We start from the raw sequence: 20,772 nt of genomic DNA on the forward strand, positions 1-20,772 counted from the left end.
AAATCAAAATTACAACAATGAGAAAGTTTGCCGCTGTGCTGCTGGTGCTGCTTATGAGTTCAACATGGGCGTTGGCGCAGGACCTTAAAATTACCGGTCGCATTCTTAGTGTAGCAGGCCAGCCGGTTGAGGGTGCATCTGTTACCGTTAAAGGTTCAGGCCGTGGCGTAAGTACAAACGCGGCAGGCGAATACACCATTACTGCAAGCCGCGGGCAGGTACTTGTTGTATCCAGTGTTGGTTATGGAACTTCTGAAAAGGTGGTAAACGGCTCAACCCTTGATTTTTCGCTTACTGAAAACAACGATCCGTTAGCCGATGTAGTGGTCGTGGGTTATGGTACACAGCGAAGGGCAGCAGTAACAAGTGCTATCGCTGTTGTAAAAGGCGACCAGTTGATCAAGCGGCCATTGGCATCTACCAGTATGGCTTTGCAGGGTTTTGCTCCCGGGGTTGTGGTTCAGCAAGGTTCGGGTCAGCCGGGTGCCGATGGTGGATCGATCAATATTCGTGGCATTGGATCTATTACGGGCAGCTCAGCTCCCCTGATCATTGTTGACGGGGTAGAAGGGGTAAGCATCAATGATATCGATCCGAATGTAATCGATAATATCTCTGTGCTTAAAGATGCAGCCTCTACAGCAGTATACGGAGTAAGAGGAACCAACGGAGTTATACTTATTAAAACCAAAAGGGGCCAGGCGGGCAAAACTTCAATCTCGTTCAACAGTTTTGTTACGAAGCAAACGCCTACCAATTTCCCTGAATTGTTGTCGGCTGTTGATAACCTCATTTTGAATAATGAAGCGGTTTCCAACACAGGCTCCACTGTGCTACCTTACCCACAGGCGCTCATAGATTTGTATCGTTCTACTCCTGCCAACAACCTCACCGTGTTTGATACAGACTGGAAAGATCTGATCTTTCAAAATAATGGCTTGTTGCAAAACCACAACATCATCGTAAATGGCGGGTCCGATAAGGTTAGCTTTCTGGCATCGGGTACCTACCTCAACCAGCAGGGGATCATTGTAAACAACAGCTTCAAAAAATATGACCTCCGGATAAACAGCGATGTAAAACTGAGCAGAAAGCTAAAGTTTAGCACCGATCTCTTTTATACCAACGCAACCAATATACAGCCCGCTGGTATGTCGCCAAACGAAATTGTTCAAAGGGGCATTTCAATGGCGAGAAACTTTCCTGGAAAATTCGGCGAGGGGCAATATGGCGACGCCGGACAATCGAACCGCATAAATCCTGTGGGCGCGGCAGAAGCATCCGGGATTAACAAGGCACAAACGCCGACGCTCTCACTGCGGTTTGCTGTAAACTACGAAGTTTTCAAAAATTTTGTTATTGATGCATCCTACAACAGCCGTGCATCTTTTACAGAGGCATATGCGGCCAGGGGAACCTACAACTCATTTAATCCAAACCCGGTCACTAATGCTTACGTTTTCGACAGGGTAATTGGCGACTCATTACTCAGCTACACGAATAATCGGAACATCACCAATCAATACTTTGGATCAGCCACGTATTCATACAACCTTGCAGATGCGCACCAATTCAAAATCCAGGGAGGGTTCCAGGGCCTGGATAACACGGTGAGTTCCGTTGGCGCATCAAGAGCCGGGCTAACTGATCCGTCTCGTCCCTATCTCAATCTTGCGACCTCCCCATTACAACCAAGTGTTAGTGGATCGGCAACGGATTACTCACTCGCTGGTTTCTTTGGAAGGTTTAACTATGACTACAAACAAAAATATCTGCTGGAGCTAACCGGCAGGTACGACGGCTCATCGCGTTTCAGCCAGCTACTGGATAAACAATGGGGCTTCTTCCCGGGTGCCTCAGCAGGTTGGGTAATCTCGAAGGAGGGCTTTATGGAAAAAGTTGGTTTTATCGACTATGCCAAGCTACGTGTTTCGTATGGTAAATTAGGCAACCAGGAAGTGGGTGGAAACTACCCGTTTGTTGCAGCCCTCAATGCCGGTACTGCTTATTACTTTAATGGTAACATTACTCCCGGATCTTCTTTGAATAATATTCCAAATGAGATCGTGAGCTGGGAGAATTCGGCACAAAGCAATATTGGGATAGACCTCGCAATTTTGAAAAGCAGGTTGAACATTACGTTTGATTACTACCAGAAGAAGGTAACCGATAACCTGATCGACTTCCCGGTGGCAAATGCTTTAGGCTATGCAGGTAGTTCCTTTATACCAGCTAATGCGGCTTCGATGATCAATAAAGGATGGGAGCTATCGGCTACTTATCGCAACAGCATCGGAAAGCTTAACTACAACATCACCGGTAATTTTTCTGATGTAAAAAATAAGGTGCTTGACACCCGTGAACTGGATATCGTTCAGGGTAACCAGCTTTCAAGGGCAGGATACCCGATCCGTTCATATTACCTGTACCGCACCAACGGTTTGTACCAGGCGGGTGACAACTTTGCAAAGCCTTTTAATGGCTCACGCACAACCGGGCCCGGCGACATCCGTTATGTTGATACCGATGGCAATGATACCATCAATGCAAAGGACAGGGTATTGCTTGGCAACAACTTTCCCCGATACGATTATAGCTTAAATGTGAACCTGGATTATAAAGGGTTTGACTTAAACCTCTTTCTTTTCGGGGTTGGCAAAAGAGACAATTACATTTCCGGTGTCGGGGTAGAACCATTCAATGCCGGCAATTGGATCGCCTCAGGACTAACTACTGCCCTTGATAGATGGACCCCTGGCAAAACAAGCGGCAACTATCCGCGCTTATATTCGGGGGGTAATGGCAATTATGTAGCATCAGACTTCTGGTTAAGAGATGGTTCATTTATGCGGGTAAAACACATCACGCTGGGCTATACACTCGCTAAATCACTTGCTGACCGCATGGGCATACAGCAATTACGTTTTTATGTCAACGCAGTTAATCCGTTTACCGTTTCTAACTATGAGCCCGGGTTTGATCCGGAGGTAAGTAATAGCAACGGTGCTTTTTACCCCATTATGAAAACTTATACCGCAGGTGTTAACCTTCGCTTTTAATAAAAACATTTAAACGTTCCGATATGAAAAATAGGTCTGGATACGCCTGGGTGTTGGTGGCTGTTTTAGCAATTGCTACTTCCTGCCAAAAATACCTTGACCGTACGCCGCTTTCCGCAGTAACACAGCGCGATTTTTACAGCAATGCCGACCAGGTACAGCAGGCGCTTACCGGGGTTTACAATGCTATAGGTGCACGTACGATGAGCCCGGGTTTTAGCAACCCCACTACATATTATTCGAAGTTCGATTTATACACGGAACTGGGTATAGAACGGGCCCTCTCCGGCACAATTGGTTCCGGCAGCTACGACGTTACCAACGGTACAGTTGCGGAGTTGTGGGCAGGTTTTTTCCAGGTGGTGCAACGGGCCAACAACCTCTTATTTTATATGACCAAGGCTGAGTCGGTAATGACTCCTGCAGATTATAAAAGGGTAGTAGCTGAAGCGAAGGTTCTGCGTGCAATGGCTTATTGGCACCTGATTGCACTTTATGGCGATGTGCCTTATTTTACGGCTCCACCAGCATCTCCTGAAGAAATCTATAACTTTTCGCGCACGCCCAAATCAACCATCATAGCGGCGCTCATCCCTGAATTGGAAGCTGCAGCCGCAGACCTTGACTGGCTGCCTGCGCAAGCTGGCCGGGTTAGTAAAGGAGTTGCAATGGGTATAGGAGCACGCCTCGCAATGCTCGATAAAAATTATACTTACGCAGCCAACATTACCGATAACATTATTGCAAATTCACCCTATGGTTTAAATCCGGTGTACCAAAATTTGTTCCGCCTAGCCGGCCAAAAGAGCAACGCCGCGAACGAAATCATGTTCTGGTATCCATTTGGTGATGCGGATGCGGGCTCTTACAATTACATTCAACTTGTACAAGGCTCCAGGAATAATGGTGGACAGTCCAGCCATTTTCCAACCCAGTTTTTAGTTGACCTTTTTGAATGTACCGACGGTAGAAACATTGCATCGTCACCATTGTACAATCCTGCAAGGCCAAATCAAAACCGTGATCCACGTATGGGGCAAACCGTATTTGTACCCGGTGATACCATGGTGGTGCAAGGGTTTACAAGCATCATCTTCAATTTCTACGACAGGTTTTTAGCAAGCTATAACCCTACCACAAGGGCAATTACGTTCCCTTCTACAACCGTCAACCAGGACAGCGCAAATATCTTTGGCCCGCGCCTGAATGGTTTAGGTAATTTATGGAAGAAATACTCGCAGGACAGGGATATAAACGGTACGGCGGGTAACCTTTACAGGGTAGGCTGGATATACATGCGTTATGCCGAAATTTTGTTGATCAATGCAGAAGCACATCTCGAAAAAGGCGATCCTGCTACTACGATAGTGCCATCTTTAAATAGGGTAAGGGCACGTGCAGGTATGCCCAATGTTGCAGCGGATGTGGTTGGCGATGCAAATCGGTTAAAGCAACTGGTGCGCCGCGAAAAGATGGTGGAGCTTGCGAATGAAGGTTTGCATTTACCCGATATGCGCCGTTGGGATAATGGCGCATATGCCCAGAAGGTGCTGCCTGGCCAATTGTATGGTCAGGCGAATTCACCAATGCGTTTTGTACCTAATGTCGGCCTCGAGTTTATTAACCCTGCACCACCGCCTGTATTTGATCCGGTATACCAGGTGCCTGTTTCCTGGCCAAATGGTGATGCCCTCAGGTTAAAACGAGAGGTCAGGATTTACAATCCAAACCAGCATAGCTTACTTCCGGTGCCACAAGGTGAGCGCGACAAGGTGCCGGCGTTAACCCAAAATCCAGGCTGGTAATCATTCATCATCTGAATACAAAGGGGTAGCAATAAAATGCACCCCTTTTTTGTACCTATATGAAAGCCAGAGCGGAGAGTCTTGACGCACTCAGGGGTTTTGCCATACTGGCGATGGTCCTCTCGGGCAGCATCGCATATGGTGGTGTTTTGCCGGCATGGATGTACCATGCACAGGTGCCGCCCCCGCTGCACAAATTCATACCCTCATTGCCGGGCATAACCTGGGTAGACCTGGTATTCCCGTTTTTCTTATTTAGCATGGGTGCCGCAATTCCGCTATCATTAGCACGGTTGGAAAGGACCGGGACAGGCGCAGGCAAAATGTTATGGATTGCAACAAGGCGTTACCTGCTGCTAACGTTTTTCGCCTTGTTTACCCAACACATGAAGGCCTGGGTAATTGCAAAGGAACCCGGGACCACAGAACAACTGATCTCCATCCTGGGCTTCCTGTTGCTGTTCTTCCAGTTTTATGAATACAAGGGCGATCGATACAGAAATCTATTCCTGGGAGTAAAAATTTCTGCGGTTGTGCTTGCCGTGTTCCTTTTGTATAAACTGCCGTTTGCAAGTGGACGAGGTTTCCAGTTGAATACGGTCGATATCATTGTTCTCGTATTAGCCAACATGGCTTTTTTTGGTACGATTGCCTGGTGGGTAAACAAAAAATTTACCTGCTTTAAGAATGGGATTATTGCTGTTTGTGATGGCCGTTTTTTTGGGCAGCACAGAAACAGGAAGCTGGAACGAAAGCCTGTTTAATTTCACGCCATTGCCATGGATGTACAAATTTTATTACCTCAAATACCTGTTTATTGTGTTACCGGGAACGCTTGCTGGGGAATGGTTGATCGATCATAAGAACACGAATGATGATGGAGTAAACAGTCAAAGGCTGCTTTTAATCGGGCTACTATGTTTTGTGTTAATAGGAATGAATGTAGCACTGCTCTTCAGCCGAATTTTAGTACTGAACCTGGGTGTAACGGCTGTACTGTTGATTGCTATTTACTACCTGGTCAGGGCAATTGCACCAGCGAATAAATTATTGAAGAACTGCTTTTGTGCAGGTGCTTACCTCTTATTGTTAGGTCTTTTTTTCGAAGCTTATGAAGGCGGGATCCACAAGGATCCTTCAACATACAGTCATTACTTTGTAACAGCAGGCCTTTCCTTTTTTATGCTCATTGGCTTCTATGGTTTACAACTGAGCAAGGCAGGATCGCGGGTTGTTCACTTCCTGGCCCTGAATGGCCGCAACGCTATGGTGGCCTATGTTGCCGGTAGCTTACTATTGCTACCCCTGTTGCACCTGACGGGTGCGATAAAGCTTTTGGATAGCATGAGAGGAAGTGTGTGGAGTGGTTTTCTTCGTGGTGTTTTATTTACGGGAATGGTCTCCCTGGTTACCGTGTTTTTTACGAAACGTAAATGGTTTTGGAGAACCTGAGTCAATACTCAACATCCGGAATTTTCCGTCTTCATTAAAGACAACCAACTAAATGAAAGTTTCGGCCAGTATCAGGTAATAGCTGGGTCTTCGATGTTATAAGTCTATAATCATTTTTCCCCCGCTTAGGAGTTGCTGGTGTGTGATGGATGTAACCAGGGTTTTTCCATTTAAGCTTACCTTTTTAATCCTTTTTTCTCCGCTACTTGCTTTGCTTACCTTAATAGAAAGGCGTTTACCGTTTGGCAATGCAATCATTGCTTCGTCAACAAGCGGATAACCAAATACATATTCACCACTGGCCGGGTTCATCGGGTACATGCCTAGTGCGGTCCATACCAGCCATGCACTCATTTGCCCGCAATCATCGTTGCCGCTCAAACCATCTGGACCCAATTTGTATACACTGTCTACAACGGTTGTAATTTGCTTGGCCGCTTTTTGCGGGTAGCCTAATGCAGCGTACATGTAAATAATGTGATGACTGGGTTCATTACCATGTGCATACTGTCCGATCAACCCGCTGATGTCGCCGGAGACATTCGTGCCATGTAATTCGGATGTAGTTGAAAACAGGGTATCCAGTTTAGCAACTAACCGCTCTTTGCCGCCATATAGTTTAGCCAGTCCCTGAACATCATGTGGTACAAAAAAAGAATGTTGCCACGCGGTTCCTTCTACATACTGGCCTTCAAAACCATGCTCAGAAAGCAAGGGATCAAAGGGTGAAATGAACTTGCCGCTGCTGTCTTTTGCACGCATAAATCCGGTGGTGGAATCAAACAGTTTTTGATAACTTAAACTCCTTTTCGAAAAGGTTTGGTAATCGCTCGTCTTGCCCAATTTTTTTGCGACCTGCGCTATGCACCAATCATCAAACGCATACTCTAGCGTAATGGTAACACTCCAGCCATGTTTGTCTTGCGGTAAATATCCATAACGGATATACTCTTGTGTGCCCCTTTGTTTTTGATTTGCACTTTTCAGCATCGCCCTGTATGCTTTCTCTACATCAAAACCCTTCACCCCCTTTAAAATAGCATCTGCTAACACCGGGATGGCATGGTAGCCGGTCATGGTGTTGGTTTCCCAGGTACTTAGGTCCCATACCGGCAGTAAACCGTTGTCGTCGTAAAAGGAAAGCAGGCTATTCAGCATGGCTGGCAAGCGCTCGGGCTGTGTTAAAGTAAAAAGCGGGTGGAGGGCACGGAAGGTATCCCATAACGAAAAGACGGTGTATTTGTCGCCAATACTTTTCTTAACCAGGTTATCCTGGTTGCGATACTTTCCATCATTGTCGGAATAAATAACGGGTGCCAGGCAGGTGCGGTAAAGCGCCGTATAAAACTTGGTTTCGAAATCCGGCGCTGAGGTAATCTTAATTTTGCTTAGTTCCCTTTCCCATGCTTCGTCTGCTTTGCTGCTTACCTGTTCGAAACTGGTATTAGCTGTTTCCTTCAACGCGTCCAAAGCCTCTGCCATACCTACACTGCTTAAAGCTACACGCACAGTTAGCGGTTTGCTTTCGGTGCTAAAATGAAGTGCCATCTTTGCATCCCTTCCTTCTATCTTGGTCAGCTTTGCAGTTGACGGTCGAGAAAACCGTGCAGCAAAGTACACGCGCTGATTTTTTGCCCAGCCGGTTGAGTAGCGTTTACCAACCAGGGTGCTATCATTTACGAGTTGCAGGTATCCCTGTGTAGGCTGGTCCCAATTGATGTGAAAGCCCATGTCGAACTGCAGCCAGCCATCATTACCCGGGAAAGTGTACCGGTGAAAGCCATTGCGGTTGGTTGCCGTCATTTCGCATAAGATGCCGTTGTCGAGTTTTACTTTATAATACCCCGGTCTGCCGCTTTCCGCCCCGTGGGAAAACGAACTTCGTACATCCCCGGTACCCGACCTGATAAAAGGCATCACCGAAATATCGCACCAATCGCCAATACCAGTACCGCTTAAATGGGTGTGAGAGAATCCTGCAATCGTATCACTGCTGTAATGATACCCACTGCTCCAATCCCAACCTTCTTTACCGTTGTCGGGACTAAGTTGTACCATTCCGAATGGAACCGTTGCACCGGGATAAACGTGGCCATGGCCGCCAGTGCCAAGAAATACATCTACTTTATCGGTGAGCTTTTGAGCGTGGGCAGTAATAAAACAAAGCAGGCCGGGAAGAGCAAACAAAATTTTTTTCATGCTTGATAGTATGTTCATTCGCGATGAATAGCGTACAAGATTGCGATGCCTGAAAGACCAGCGCAGCACTACAGTATACACGCCTCTGCTTCAATTGCGTTTTTTTTTATACCAGCATTGGTTTTCTATGGCGTCATCCTTGCGTCGCAAGCACTTCATCGGCAACCCAATGTGCATCTTTGGTTTTCAACTCAAAGCCCATGTTAATGCTCAGGGCAGTCTAATAATAAGTGGCATTGTGTTTACAGGGCTAATACAGCCGGGCAGAAAACGGCTGCTCCACAGCAACCGGTACCCATAATTGCTCAGTAGAGTCATGCTGTACAAGCCCGCCCGGCTGAAGCCATTCGGACGGGAGTGCGACCGGCCAATCCCCAATTCTATTGGGGAGGGGCAAGCTGCAACGGCTGCTAAATGCTTGTGCTTCCGCCTGGTCCACAAAGAAAACCTATCGGTTTATTTGATAAATGAATACTGGGTAGCAAAAAAGTTGATCTTATCCTTCACCCCTTCATAAAAGAAAAAGACTTCTCCATTTAAACCCTCTGCCCGGTTAGCTTGCACCATTTCGGTTACAAACGCATCACTCTGCAGGGTGCTTCCTGACTTTAGCAGCACCCCCGGGGTGTATAAGTTAAGCCTGGTTTTGAAATAAGGTTTTTGTTGCTGCAGGGTAGTTTTATACGCAGCAATGTCGTAGCGATACACTTGCGGAATTACACCATCAACCCAACTGCTGTCTACCCACGTAGGCCAGTCCTGCAAATATTCGGTTAAGCTAAACGGGTAGATGCTCGGCGCCATGATGACCTTCATATTTGGCTTTAAAGCTTTTAATTCGGTATACATACGCTTCATAAACTGGTTCAGTTTTTTGGCCCGCCATTGTACCCATGCCGCGTTTTTGGGGTCGGCTGGCGGTGTTGCACCCGCATTTTCCGCCTTATATAAGTTAACGGTATAATCATCGTAGCCACCGGTGGTAGGCATGGCTGGTAACCGGTCATCACCCTGTATCCCATCCACATCGTATTTTGTAGCCACTTCTTTTAAAAGGCTCATGACAAAGTTTTGCACTTCAGGATCAAAAGCATTCAGCCAGTCAAAGCCATTTTTTACAAGTAGCGCGCCGTTGATGTCCTTGCCTGCCCACCCGGGTTTAGCCGCTACAATAGGGCCGCCGTTCGCTGAAAACGAAGAAGCAAAGCCGTATTCAAACCAGGCATGCACCTTCATCCCGGCTGCATGGGCCTCTGTAATCATTTCCTGTAAAGGGTCGCGTCCCTCAAATCCTTCTTTAATTTGTTTACCGATCAGGTTTTGCATCACGGTACTTGGATAGATTGTGCGGGCATTGTTGTAAACCACTACAAATACCTGGTTCATACCCGCAGCTTTAAAGGTTGCAACCGTTTGCTTTATGTCGGCAAGGCTGTTCAACGCTGTGCTGGCTGTAGTGGTCACCCATGCACCCCGAAGCGCATTGGCATCAACAACAGGTGGTGGAGGGGGAGGAGTAGGGGTTCCGCCGGTGGGAGAAGTTTTTTTAGAACAACCAACAGCTACTGATAAAAGCAATGACCAGAAATAAATTTGAAGCAATCGCATGGGATATATTTGAATGTTTCGAAATTAAATATTTTTTCTAGCTTTATCCAACTTTTTAAATAATTTTAAAAAGTCATTTATTTGCTGGTTTGCCATTAACCATAACAACGTGCTTAATAACCATCTCAAAGAAAGAAATCCGATCACCTGGATACCGACAACCTGGTTCGCGATGGGGCTTCCATTTGTTGCGTTGGCAGCAGCAAGCTCGATCATGTATAAAAACCTCGGTATCTCCGACTCGAGCATTGCATTCTGGACCTCGCTGATTATGCTACCCTGGACACTCAAGCCGTTATGGGGACCCTTTCTGGAGATGTTTAAAACCAAGAAATTTTTTGTTTATACCACCCAGGTATTTACCGGGGTATTGTTTGGTTTGGTTGGCCTGTCACTTAAGCTCGACGCCTTTTTTGCAGTATCCATTACCCTGCTTGCCATTATTGCCATCAGTGGTTCTACGCACGACACTGCAGCAGACGGGGTTTACCTGGATGAATTAACGCCCAAACTACAGGCTAAATACGTGGGCTGGCAAGGCGCTTTCTACAATATCGCAAAGGTGGTATCGGGCGGTGTACTCGTGTATACAGCCGGCGAGTTGGAGAAGCAGATGGGCATTGCCAGTGCATGGATGGTTGTTATGTTTTTATATGGCGCCATTATGATCACACTCGGCATTTATAATAAAGTGATGCTGCCAACTGGTGGCGAGGCAAAGTCGGTGCAATCTGTTAAAGAAAGCATGGCTACGTTAAAAGATGTTATCGTAACATTTTTCAGGAAACGGAATATTTGGTTCAGCCTGTGTTTTATTGTGTTCTATCGTTTTGCCGAAGGACAGGCAATTAAGATTACACCCTTGTTTTTCAAAGCGGCCCGGGCAGAGGGCGGTCTTGGGCTAAGCACTTCGCAAATAGGTGTTTTGTACGGGGTAGCCGGTGCTGTTGCATTTGTATTGGGTTCTATCGCTGCGGGCTATTTTGTATCGAATAAAGGCTTGACCAAAAAAACCTTGATGATATTATGTTGTTTTTTTAATATTCCTTTCCTGGCGTATGCTTTTCTCGCTATTACGTTACCTGAAAATGTTTATATCATTGGTTCGGCTGTTGCCATAGAATACTTTGGTTATGGCTTTGGGTTCGTTGGGCTGATCCTGTTTATGATGCAAAACATAGCTCCGGGCAAATACAAAATGGCACATTATGCTTTTGGCAGTGGATTGATGAATCTTGGTTTTATGATACCGAGTATGGTGAGTGGTTTTGTGAGCGACTACCTGGGCTACCGCGAATTTTTTATCTGGGTGCTAATTGCAACTTTACCAGCCTTTATTGTAACCTGGCTCGTGCCCCTTGCTAAGCCGGAAGTGGAGCCAACATCAACAGAAATTCAGCAGGAACAAAATATGGTTAGCCAATGAGCAAGCAGACCAATCCTCTTGTACCCGGCGGTTTGACCTTTGTGGATCGGCCGTTGCCCGCCCGGCTGCGCCATCCGGAGGGGCGTCGCAGTCTTGTACGTTCAGTAATGCTATTCAACAATATTGCGGCGAGGGCGGTGCAACTGTGTAACGGTGCACATCACAAATACATTAGTCGTTATGCTCGCTACATGTTTACAAAGGTGAAAGTAAACCTGTTGAAATCATTGGTGTTGCAAACCTGCTTTTTGTGCTACGCTATAAACGTGTTGGGCCAGGAAATTGATACCACTTACCTGACTACTTATTACAGCCAAAAGGTTTCTCATTTCAGGTTGCTGCCCAATACACCCGGAGAAATCATATTCCTCGGCAACAGCATTACTGATATTGGTGAATGGACAGAGACCTGGCAAAACCTTCGTGTAAAAAACCGCGGTATTTCAAGTGACAATACGTTTGGCGTGCTGGCGAGGTTAGATGAAATAGTAGAATCAAAACCTTCCAAAATATTTATACTTATCGGCATCAACGACATCGCCCGGAATACTCCCGACAGCGTCATCCTGTCGAATTATAAAAAAATCATACAGCGCATAGAATCTGCATCGCCCCGAACCATCATATATGTACAAAGCATTCTGCCCACCAATGACGCGTATACGGCCTTTATACGCCACCAGCATAAAGACGAGCATATCCGGTTTATTAATAAAAGACTGGAGAGCATGTGCAAAGGCAGCAAACTTATTTATGTAGACCTATACAGCCGGTTTATCGATGCACAGGGCAAGCTGGATAAACGCTATACCAATGATGGCTTGCATCTTACGGGCGAAGGCTTTGCGCTTTGGAAAACGATTTTATTGGAGAAAAAACATATGAAATAATCATGCTGATAACAGGCACCTTTATCGACGAAATCAGCCACGACATTCCCCACCAAAATTGGGGAGCTGCTGAGTGGGAGCACGACTTCAGATACATGCAGGCTGCCGGCATTGATACGGTTATTCTCATTCGTTGCGGGTATCGCAAATTTCTTTCTTATCCGTCTGCTTACCTGATAAACGCACACGGTTGCTTTGCACCGCCCGTCGACCTTGTTGAAATGTTTCTTACGTTATCGGACAAGTATAACATGAACTTCTATTTCGGTTTATACGACAGTGGCACTTATTGGGATACCGGTAACCTGTTTCACGAGATAGAAGACAACAAGTTTGTAATTGAAGAAGCCTGGAAAAAGTACGGCCACCATGCTTCGTTTAAAGGCTGGTATTTGAGCATGGAAATCAGCCGGAGGACCATTGGCGCAACAGAGGCCTTCCGTACGCTGGGGCTACAATGCAAAGCAATAAGTGGAGGCTTGCCCACTTTTATCTCACCCTGGATCGACGGTAAGAAGGCTGTGCAGGCGGCCTCAACGGAGTTGACTAAAACTGATGCGGTAAGTGTAGAAGAACATCAAAGAGAGTGGGGTGAAATATTCAGCGGCCTGCAGGGCAGTGTTGATGCAGTGGCTTTCCAGGATGGTCATATTGATTATACAGAACTGGATGCTTTTTTTTCGGTAAATAAACAACTGGCCGATCAGTACGGCCTTCAATGTTGGACCAATGCAGAAAGCTTTGACCGTGATATGCCGATCAAGTTCTTGCCGATCAAATGGGAAAAGCTTAGGTTGAAGTTAGAAGCCGCCCGACGGTGTGGTTACGATAAGGCGATCACGTTTGAATTCGCGCACTTTATGAGTCCGCAAAGCGCCTATGTTCAAGCCCACCATTTATACAATCGTTACGCAGAGTACAAAAATTCATTTTAACAACCATGCAAAAATATCTATGTACTTGTTTGGCGGTATTTTTCTTTACCATTTTGCTAAGCGCACCTTCACTAGCACAGGTGCGTGGCACCTGGGTTACCAATGTAGGCAGCGATGCGTTGACATCAAAACAAAAGGTAAGGGAAACGGTACAGCGCTGCAAGCAATTCGGTCTCAATACGATCTATGTTGTTACCTGGAACAACGGTGTGACGATGTACCCAAGCGAGGTAGTGGAGAAATATGTCGGGGTAAAACAAGACCCTGTTTACAAGGGTTTCGATCCGATCAAAGAAATTATCGCGGAAGGCCACAAGGCTGGGTTAAAAGTGATTGGCTGGTTTGAATTCGGGTTCTCGTACGCGTACGACGATACCTCAGGAGTATGGTTGAAAAAATACCCGCATTGGGCCGGGCGAGATGCAGCAGGAAACTTACTAAAAAAAAACAAGTTTTACTGGTGGAACTCGTTGCATCCGGAGGTGCAAACTTTTATGAATGAAATGATACTAGAGTTTGTAAACAAATATAACGCTGATGGCATACAGGGCGACGATCGCTTACCAGCCATGCCGGCTGAAGGTGGATACGACGATTTTACAAAAGCACTTTACGCAAAAGAACACAACGGGGGGCTGCCGCCTGCTAACAGCAAAGAACCTGCATGGCTGCAATGGCGGGCAGGTAAATTAAACGAATATGGCAAAGCCTTGTATACCGCAGTTAAAAAGCAACGTCCGGGAGCCATCGTATCCTGGGCACCGAGCATTTATCCCTGGAGCAAAGAGCAGTATTTGCAGGACTGGCCAGCATGGCTAAATGGTGGCTATGCCGATGAAATTCTGCCGCAGGTGTATCGTTACGATATAGCTGCGTATGAGAAAACGTTAAAAGAATTGTCTGATCAACTGACCACCAAACAAAAACAAAACATATTTCCCGGCATACTCACATCATTAGCCGATGGTTTTTTGGTAAAGCAGGACATGTTGGAGCAAATGGTTGCATTAAACAGGAAATATGGATTTGGTGGCGAGAGTACGTTTTATTATGAAGGCATGAAGAAGCTAAAGCCTTTCTATCGACCAAAACGTTAACAAGTAATAGTTCCAATTATACCCTTTAACAAAAATTAGTTGTACCCGGCAAGTGCAGCACACTTAAGGACTAATGTTTAAATACGGTACCTGCGCCCTTATTATGAAGGAGGCAATTTTTTTTTCATTTTATCATTGAAACACCACCGACTACTCCCCGGTTCTAAAGCTCGTAATCCTCTTGTTTACGGGCTTTTTCTTTTACTTAAGCATTTTGTAGAGGGTTCAAGAAAGTTGCAGGTTATATAAATAGAGAATTAGTGAATTGCCTTAATCAGATATTTGTAACACACTGTTGCAGTTTCGGTTTTGACAGATTTATGTCGTTTGGCCCGGGGGAATAAGGCAATTTAACTTAGAAGGATAATTAAAACGTGATTTTTACAATATACATCTTTTCCAAGGAAGCCCTTTTTGGTCTGATTTACTTTGCCTTTACAATCTTGGGGCTGAATGTCGCTCTTGATTGATGATGTCTTATCCTGGAGCAAATTCTTCCCCATAACCTTAATAATTGCACCACCCACGGCCACCTAAAACGAGTTAGCAAAAAAACATACTTGCGCAATATTCACTTCCACAGCAATATAACAGGAGATATTATGTTTAGTAGGTACTACTTAATCCAAAATTTTAAATATGAAATTTCCAATCTTGATTTTCGCTACCCTCTCTTTTTTTATTGCCTGCAATTCTAAAAAGAATACAAGCCTTCAAACGGCAAAAGTTGACTCTTCTGTTTTTTTAAGGGATAACACTGCAGCCGACTCCGCTGCAACGCCACAACTTTCCCCCGGCACCCAGCAGGTTGTTGTGGTTGAACGTCGGGACCCGAATGGTTCAATTACGACTACGACTACCACCAGCAAAACCAGCAATCCCACTAAACCTGCTTCAGGCGCAAGTACAACTTCTACTAAACCTGCGACTGCGCCGGGTGACAGACCTGATACAACTGTTACGCCCCCAGTGGTAGTAAAGAAAAAGGGATGGAGTAACAAAGCTAAAGGTGCCGTTATAGGCGGAACAAGTGGTGCAGTTGTTGGAGCCGTGGTAAGTAAAAAGAAAGTCAAAGGAGCAATTATCGGGGGTGTTGTCGGTGCTGCAGGTGGCTATATCATTGGTGACGTAATAGATAAAAAACAAACTCCTTAACAGTTCTATTGTACCTGCTACTATCAGTGTTACCATCGAATAAATTATAAGTTTTCCGGAGTAAGGGTGTCGTTCCCCAAGAGAAATACTAACGGGGGTTCCGCTGATGATAAGCTTTTATTCCGCCGGGCTGGTTAACACACCGGCCCAGCGCAAGAACGCCACACTCGAGTCTTCACGCGGTCACTTGGGGAAACAAAAAAGTTTTAAAGCCAGCAAGTCTTTGATTTAGCTGGCTTTTTGCATTTTGGGAATATCAAGCTGAATCATTGTACATTCCGTTCTAAATGGCTGTGGCTTTCACACCAGGCTTCATTCTATGGGGGTGTGGCCTCCACAAAGCAGGTAATAATGGCGGACAGTGATAACATCCACTATCTTTAATACCCGCTTAAATGCCGCACAAGGATTTGCAGTTGAACGGAGCGTCGCAACCGGGGTATCATCAAGGTGATGTCGCCGGCGGCCAAAAAAAAGAGTATGGTACAGCAGTCAATTGTTCGGCGGGATTTATCTTACGTCGACACAGCGGCAACAACTTAATCAAACTAAAATAATCTAACTATCAAGGGTCATATGAAAGTATTAAGCCAGCGTAGCGCATCAGCTTTACAATGTGTACTCATTTGTTTTCTGGTGCTACCAACCCAACTATTTTCGCAAACCGTTACCAGCCGTATAAGCCTTAATCAACTTGGCTTTTACAATTTTTCTCCGAAAACAGCTGTGGTAACCGGACCCGTAAATGCGGTTAATTTTTACATTACTTCCACCAACCTCCGTGACACTTTGTATACCGGCACACTTGGCCCGGAAGTAAAGTCGGCTTATTCTAATACGATCACAAAGCAGGCTGTATTTTCGACATTTACCCGCAGCGGAAGTTATGTGGTAGTTGTTCCCGGCGTAGGCCACTCGTATGTATTTGAAATCGGCAACGGGGTAAACAGCCTGGCAGCGATATCAACAATAAAGGGTTACTATTACCAGCGCGTGTCGATGCCGTTGGAAGAAAAGTTTGCAGGCAAGTGGCACCGCTCCGCAGGACACCCCGATGCGGTGGTTTATATTCATGCTTCTGCGGCAACAAAGGAGCGGCCGGAAGGAACGATAATTTCTTCACCGGGTGGCTGGTACGATGCCGGTGATTACAACAAGTACATCGTGAATTCCGGAGTGTCGATGGGAACCATTTTTTCTGCTTACGAAGACTTTCCCGAATACTTTAAAACCCTTAACACCAACATACCCGAAAGCAATGATGCCATACCTGATATTCTAAACGAAGCCTTGTATAACCTACGCTGGATGTTAACCATGCAGGACCCCAACGATGGTGGGGTTTATAACAAGTGTACCAATGCCGCTTTCGATGGAATGGTTATGCCAGGCATTACCAAAGCACCGCGTTACGTGGTACAAAAAGGAACTGCAGCAACACTCGATTTTGCCGCAGTGACCGCACAGGCGGCTCGTATTTTTAAGCAATATAAAAGGCAGTTCCCCGGGTTGGCCGATAGTTGCCTGCTTGCTGCAACGAAGGCCTGGCAATGGGCAGTTGATCACCCCGCAATGGAATACAACCAGGGAGCCATCAACCAGGTAAACAAACCCGAAATTTCGACCGGCGGTTATGGCGACCGCACCTTTAACGATGAATGGCTTTGGGCCGCAGCAGAACTATTTGTAACCACGAAGGAGGCCCGGTACAGCACCGTTGTAAATGAACAGATGAAGCACGGGGTTGGACTGCCATCATGGGCCAACGTGGGAATGCTTGGATACTATACCTACCTGCGATTCGCAACTCAACTACCTGCGGCTGCCCGTGATACGGCACTGCGTATGAAAGAAAGGATTTTGAACATCGCGAATGGCTACCTACAAGGTGTTAAGACCAATGCTTTTGCAACCGTGATGGGACAGTCGGCGAGGGACTTCAACTGGGGAGGCAATTCCAATGCGGCAAACCAGGGCAACCTGCTGATTAAGGCGTACCAGCTTACGGGCGAAAAGCATTATGTTGACCATGCGCTTACAAACCTCGACTACCTGCTGGGCAGAAATGCAACCGGGTATTGCTTTGTAACGGGTCTTGGAAGCAAGTCGCCGATGCACCCGCATCACCGCCCCTCCGTAGGCGATGGCATCATAGAACCTGTGCCCGGATTACTGGTAGGCGGACCAAACCCCGGGATGCAGGACAAGTGCCAATACGAGTTTACAGAACCTGAAACCGCTTATGCCGATATTGATTGTTCGTATGCTTCGAATGAGATTGCGATCAACTGGAATGCACCCATGGTGTACCTCGCAAATGCGGTTGAAGCTTTGAAAACAAAGGTGGGTTATGTAAGTAAGCAGTGACGCCCGAAGGAGCGGAACGTACTTCAGATGAGTCGAAGGTGCTACCTTCAAACGCATCGGATCGCTGCACAAGACGATGCCGTAAACATTATTAGTAATCGTGCGAACCCCGTATGCACGTAGCGACCGGGATTTTACCAACGTATCGATGATGTATTGAACACACCCGAACGCAAATACATGGAACTAACATTACCCGCATTTAAGATAGAGGTTCAACAGGAACTGGATCGGATTTTAACCTATTGGTCGAATTATGCCGTTGACTTTAAGCATGGCGGGTTCGCTGGCAAGATCAGTAACGACAACCAGGTGGATGCCCGTGCCCCTAAAGGATCGGTACTGAACAGCAGGATACTTTGGAGTTATTCCGCCGCATACAACATCAACAAAAAAGCACAATACCTGCAATTAGCTGAACGGGCTTATAAATACATGGTCAACTATTTCATTGATGAAAGGTATGGCGGTGTATTCTGGACGGTTGACTTCGAGGGGAAGCCTTTAGATACAACAAAGCAGGTCTACGCTATCGCGTTTGCCATTTATGGCTTAAGTGAATATTACCGCGCCTCAGAAGAAGAGCAGGCAAAACAACTCGCGATGCGGTTGTATGATGTAGTAGTAAAACATAACTGCGACAGTCAGTACGGAGGTTATACAGAAGCTTTCTCGAGGGAGTGGAAGGAATTGGAGGGACTGCCAGGGAGCCATAAGGATGCAAATGAAAATAAGTCGACGGACACACACCTCCATGTACTGGAGGCCTTTGCAAACCTCTACCGTATCTGGCCCGATAAAGACCTGAAACAAAGGATTGTTGAACTTATTAAGCTCTTCCTAAACCAGATAATACACCCGGTAGGTAATCACCTCAGCCTGTTTTTCAACAAGCAATGGGTACCCCAGGGGAATACCCAATCATTCGGGCACGACATTGAAGCCGCCTGGCTGATACAGGAGGCGGCTGAGATCATCCAGGATGCGGCACTTGCTGAAGTTGTGAAAGCCCGGTGTGTTGAGGTTGCTAATGCTGCAAGCCGCGGATTAGATGTTGACGGGGGTTTGTGGCTCGAATACACTTTTGATGATCAGCACTTGGGAAAAGAAAAGCTTTGGTGGCCCCAGGCGGAAGCAATGGTTGGTTATTACAATGTATGGCAAATCACTGGTCAAGAGGACTACCTGCAAAAAGCGCAGGGCAGCTGGCAATTTATAAAGAAACACCTTTTGAGCCCGGAAGGTGAATGGTATTGGGGGGTAGACGCAAATAACGCAATTATGAAGGGGGAAGACAAAGTTGGCATGTGGAAGTGCCCTTATCATAACAGCAGGGCTTGTATGGAGATTATCTCGCGCATAAAGTCATAAGAAAGTCCGGTGCTAACTTGTATGCTTAGGAAAAGGTCGGGTCTATAGCTAATTAACGTAATGAGCTGATGGGTGCCGGTCATCCAGCTGGATTAGCAACCATGTTACCGTCAGGACTCACCCGCTCGCTAGTGTGTTCCAGCGAACATACCGAGGTGAGTAATATTGCCAGATCGGTTCCTGATCTTCAAGCGCCGGAAACATGTTGTTTAATACAGATCCGATAACAATGACGCTATTGTTTGACTTCCCACGCCAACATAATGCACGAAACATAGCGGACTTTCAAACAAAGCAACGATACCTTCATGGTTTGTAACGGACCCGCAATGTGTAATGTTCAGCAATATGTCTTCGTTCTACCATTGAAGCATTGCTGAAACGGACCGGCTTTCAGTTTTTTGATCATCGGCAGACTGGTGTAACCAGCTCCGCTGGTTGAAGAGGAGTGCGCAAAGTGCAATTTACCTTGAAGCCAGTTTTACCGAGCTCATGAAGCAGGGAAAAGAAGATTTTACCCGGTCAGTACTAATTGTACAATTTAATGTCTATTGCCTGTGCATCTTCAAACCTTCCCGTTTTTTCCGCTACCCTGATCCGGTAAACGTTTCCATCGCTTTCATGCGAGGCTGCTACCAACTTTGCCAGATCGCGTGAGAGTTGAACCGTTTCACTGGTTTCCTGTGGCAATGTTCTGTGTAGTAAAGCTTGCCACGCCTGGTTCCGATCCCCCGCATTGGTAATCTCCTCGAACGTGCCCCATAATATAACCGTTCTCCAATTGGCCATATTCTCAAAGGCTTCTACTTCAAAACAAACATTTGGGTTTTTTTTCATTGCATCAATCTTCATCCCGCCTTTGCTGTGAATGAAAATGAATGTTCCGTCGTAAGAATAGCTTATCGGCACAATATAAGTGACCTGGTCAGCGTGACAGCCGATCCTTCCAATGACCTGGTCGCGAAGAACCTCTTCAATTTCGGTACTGTTTAATTTTCCTATCATCGGTTTTTATTGTGAAAATAGCCTGTCAGGCGACTGCGACATATGACCACCATCATCCTGATAAATGACCCTTGTTTCCCAGCTGCTGCAGCATATAGCAGGTAGTAGCCAAAACGTTCTTTAGGCTAATGCTATGTAATTAATCTTGCGATGCTTGTTAATGTATTAGAAAATCAGCAGGTATATAAATCACTTGTTGTTGTCGATCAAAATAGTAGTATGTATTTGTATACGTAAGGTACCTGGATTACGAATAATGTGTTACATAGCTTTTTTTACAATGCAATACACCAGATAAAAACACAAGGCTTGCATAATTATTCAAGCTGGAAGCTGCTCCCGCTAAAATTAATTTGTTAGGGATTCAGGAATAAAAAGGCGCTTTGGGCGGTGAGTTCGTTAA

Annotated in this window: 14 protein-coding genes; 11 read left to right on the plus strand and 3 right to left on the minus strand. The window is 46.0% G+C overall.

Translation table 11 applies throughout. The features are described 5' to 3' along the window. Window positions 1–17 precede the first annotated feature (17 nt). From EXU57_RS00180 to EXU57_RS25705, 4 genes are read left to right on the plus strand one after another with little or no spacing between them, the layout of a single operon-like run. On the plus strand, window positions 18–3,059 hold the full coding sequence (locus EXU57_RS00180; protein ID WP_133266148.1) for a SusC/RagA family TonB-linked outer membrane protein: 3,042 nt from the start codon (window positions 18–20) through the stop codon (window positions 3,057–3,059). 23 nt (window positions 3,060–3,082) lie between these two features. Next, entirely contained in the window at window positions 3,083–4,864 is a 1,782-nt protein-coding gene (locus tag EXU57_RS00185) for a RagB/SusD family nutrient uptake outer membrane protein (RefSeq protein WP_133266149.1), read from the plus strand. A gap of 59 nt (window positions 4,865–4,923) precedes the next feature. Beyond that, entirely contained in the window at window positions 4,924–5,628 is a 705-nt protein-coding gene (locus EXU57_RS25700) for a DUF5009 domain-containing protein (protein WP_207955343.1), read from the plus strand. Continuing rightward, complete coding sequence (locus tag EXU57_RS25705; RefSeq protein WP_207955344.1) at window positions 5,552–6,316, plus strand: DUF5009 domain-containing protein; 765 nt, start codon at window positions 5,552–5,554, stop codon at window positions 6,314–6,316. The genes EXU57_RS25700 and EXU57_RS25705 overlap by 77 nt, the downstream gene beginning before the upstream one ends. Window positions 6,317–6,412: 96 nt before the next feature. On the opposite strand, the gene EXU57_RS00195 is transcribed toward EXU57_RS25705, so the two are convergent. Both EXU57_RS00195 and EXU57_RS00200 read right to left on the minus strand, forming a co-directional pair. Beyond that, window positions 6,413–8,515 carry a GH92 family glycosyl hydrolase gene (locus EXU57_RS00195; RefSeq protein ID WP_165957980.1) on the minus strand — a complete coding sequence of 701 codons (2,103 nt, stop codon included), beginning with the start codon at window positions 8,513–8,515 and terminating at the stop codon, window positions 6,413–6,415. A 456-nt stretch (window positions 8,516–8,971) separates the two neighbouring features. Next, entirely contained in the window at window positions 8,972–10,123 is a 1,152-nt protein-coding gene (locus tag EXU57_RS00200) for a glycoside hydrolase family 10 protein (RefSeq protein WP_133266151.1), read from the minus strand. A 109-nt stretch (window positions 10,124–10,232) separates the two neighbouring features. Here EXU57_RS00200 and EXU57_RS00205 point away from each other — a divergent pair, with 109 nt between their 5' ends. The 7 genes from EXU57_RS00205 (at window position 10,233) to EXU57_RS00235 (ending at window position 19,364) form a co-directional block, all read left to right on the plus strand. Next, window positions 10,233–11,549, plus strand: coding sequence for an MFS transporter (locus tag EXU57_RS00205; protein WP_207955345.1), 1,317 nt, complete (start codon window positions 10,233–10,235; stop codon window positions 11,547–11,549). Further along, window positions 11,546–12,439: a GDSL-type esterase/lipase family protein gene (locus EXU57_RS00210; RefSeq protein ID WP_133266152.1), complete on the plus strand. Its 894-nt coding sequence runs from the start codon at window positions 11,546–11,548 to the stop codon at window positions 12,437–12,439. The genes EXU57_RS00205 and EXU57_RS00210 overlap by 4 nt, the downstream gene beginning before the upstream one ends. A 2-nt stretch (window positions 12,440–12,441) precedes the next feature. Continuing rightward, on the plus strand, window positions 12,442–13,374 hold the full coding sequence (locus EXU57_RS00215; protein WP_133266153.1) for a DUF4434 domain-containing protein: 933 nt from the start codon (window positions 12,442–12,444) through the stop codon (window positions 13,372–13,374). Between the two features lie 5 nt (window positions 13,375–13,379). Continuing rightward, window positions 13,380–14,471, plus strand: coding sequence for a glycoside hydrolase family 10 protein (locus EXU57_RS00220; protein WP_133266154.1), 1,092 nt, complete (start codon window positions 13,380–13,382; stop codon window positions 14,469–14,471). Window positions 14,472–15,110: 639 nt separating this feature from the next. After that, complete coding sequence (locus tag EXU57_RS00225; RefSeq protein WP_133266155.1) at window positions 15,111–15,626, plus strand: YMGG-like glycine zipper-containing protein; 516 nt, start codon at window positions 15,111–15,113, stop codon at window positions 15,624–15,626. A 576-nt stretch (window positions 15,627–16,202) separates the two neighbouring features. After that, complete coding sequence (locus EXU57_RS00230; protein WP_133266156.1) at window positions 16,203–17,993, plus strand: glycoside hydrolase family 9 protein; 1,791 nt, start codon at window positions 16,203–16,205, stop codon at window positions 17,991–17,993. Between the two features lie 180 nt (window positions 17,994–18,173). Further along, window positions 18,174–19,364: an AGE family epimerase/isomerase gene (locus EXU57_RS00235; protein WP_133266157.1), complete on the plus strand. Its 1,191-nt coding sequence runs from the start codon at window positions 18,174–18,176 to the stop codon at window positions 19,362–19,364. Window positions 19,365–19,892: 528 nt separating this feature from the next. On the opposite strand, the gene EXU57_RS00240 is transcribed toward EXU57_RS00235, so the two are convergent. Next, window positions 19,893–20,369 carry a pyridoxamine 5'-phosphate oxidase family protein gene (locus tag EXU57_RS00240; RefSeq protein ID WP_133266158.1) on the minus strand — a complete coding sequence of 159 codons (477 nt, stop codon included), beginning with the start codon at window positions 20,367–20,369 and terminating at the stop codon, window positions 19,893–19,895. Window positions 20,370–20,772 lie beyond the last annotated feature (403 nt).

The organism is Segetibacter sp. 3557_3 (assembly GCF_004354985.1).
GTDB lineage: Bacteria > Bacteroidota > Bacteroidia > Chitinophagales > Chitinophagaceae > Segetibacter.

What these genes read in the sequence shown, in the direction of transcription:
- EXU57_RS00180 (WP_133266148.1), top strand. Translation starts at nt 18, where the DNA reads ATGAGAAAGTTTGCCGCTGTGCTGCTGGTGCTGCTTATGAGTTCAACA.
- EXU57_RS00185 (WP_133266149.1), top strand. Translation starts at nt 3,083, where the DNA reads ATGAAAAATAGGTCTGGATACGCCTGGGTGTTGGTGGCTGTTTTAGCA.
- EXU57_RS25700 (WP_207955343.1), top strand. Translation starts at nt 4,924, where the DNA reads ATGAAAGCCAGAGCGGAGAGTCTTGACGCACTCAGGGGTTTTGCCATA.
- EXU57_RS25705 (WP_207955344.1), top strand. Translation starts at nt 5,552, where the DNA reads ATGGGATTATTGCTGTTTGTGATGGCCGTTTTTTTGGGCAGCACAGAA.
- EXU57_RS00195 (WP_165957980.1), bottom strand. Translation starts at nt 8,515, where the DNA reads ATGAAAAAAATTTTGTTTGCTCTTCCCGGCCTGCTTTGTTTTATTACT.
- EXU57_RS00200 (WP_133266151.1), bottom strand. Translation starts at nt 10,123, where the DNA reads ATGCGATTGCTTCAAATTTATTTCTGGTCATTGCTTTTATCAGTAGCT.
- EXU57_RS00210 (WP_133266152.1), top strand. Translation starts at nt 11,546, where the DNA reads ATGAGCAAGCAGACCAATCCTCTTGTACCCGGCGGTTTGACCTTTGTG.
- EXU57_RS00215 (WP_133266153.1), top strand. Translation starts at nt 12,442, where the DNA reads ATGCTGATAACAGGCACCTTTATCGACGAAATCAGCCACGACATTCCC.
- EXU57_RS00220 (WP_133266154.1), top strand. Translation starts at nt 13,380, where the DNA reads ATGCAAAAATATCTATGTACTTGTTTGGCGGTATTTTTCTTTACCATT.
- EXU57_RS00225 (WP_133266155.1), top strand. Translation starts at nt 15,111, where the DNA reads ATGAAATTTCCAATCTTGATTTTCGCTACCCTCTCTTTTTTTATTGCC.
- EXU57_RS00230 (WP_133266156.1), top strand. Translation starts at nt 16,203, where the DNA reads ATGAAAGTATTAAGCCAGCGTAGCGCATCAGCTTTACAATGTGTACTC.
- EXU57_RS00235 (WP_133266157.1), top strand. Translation starts at nt 18,174, where the DNA reads ATGGAACTAACATTACCCGCATTTAAGATAGAGGTTCAACAGGAACTG.
- EXU57_RS00240 (WP_133266158.1), bottom strand. Translation starts at nt 20,369, where the DNA reads ATGATAGGAAAATTAAACAGTACCGAAATTGAAGAGGTTCTTCGCGAC.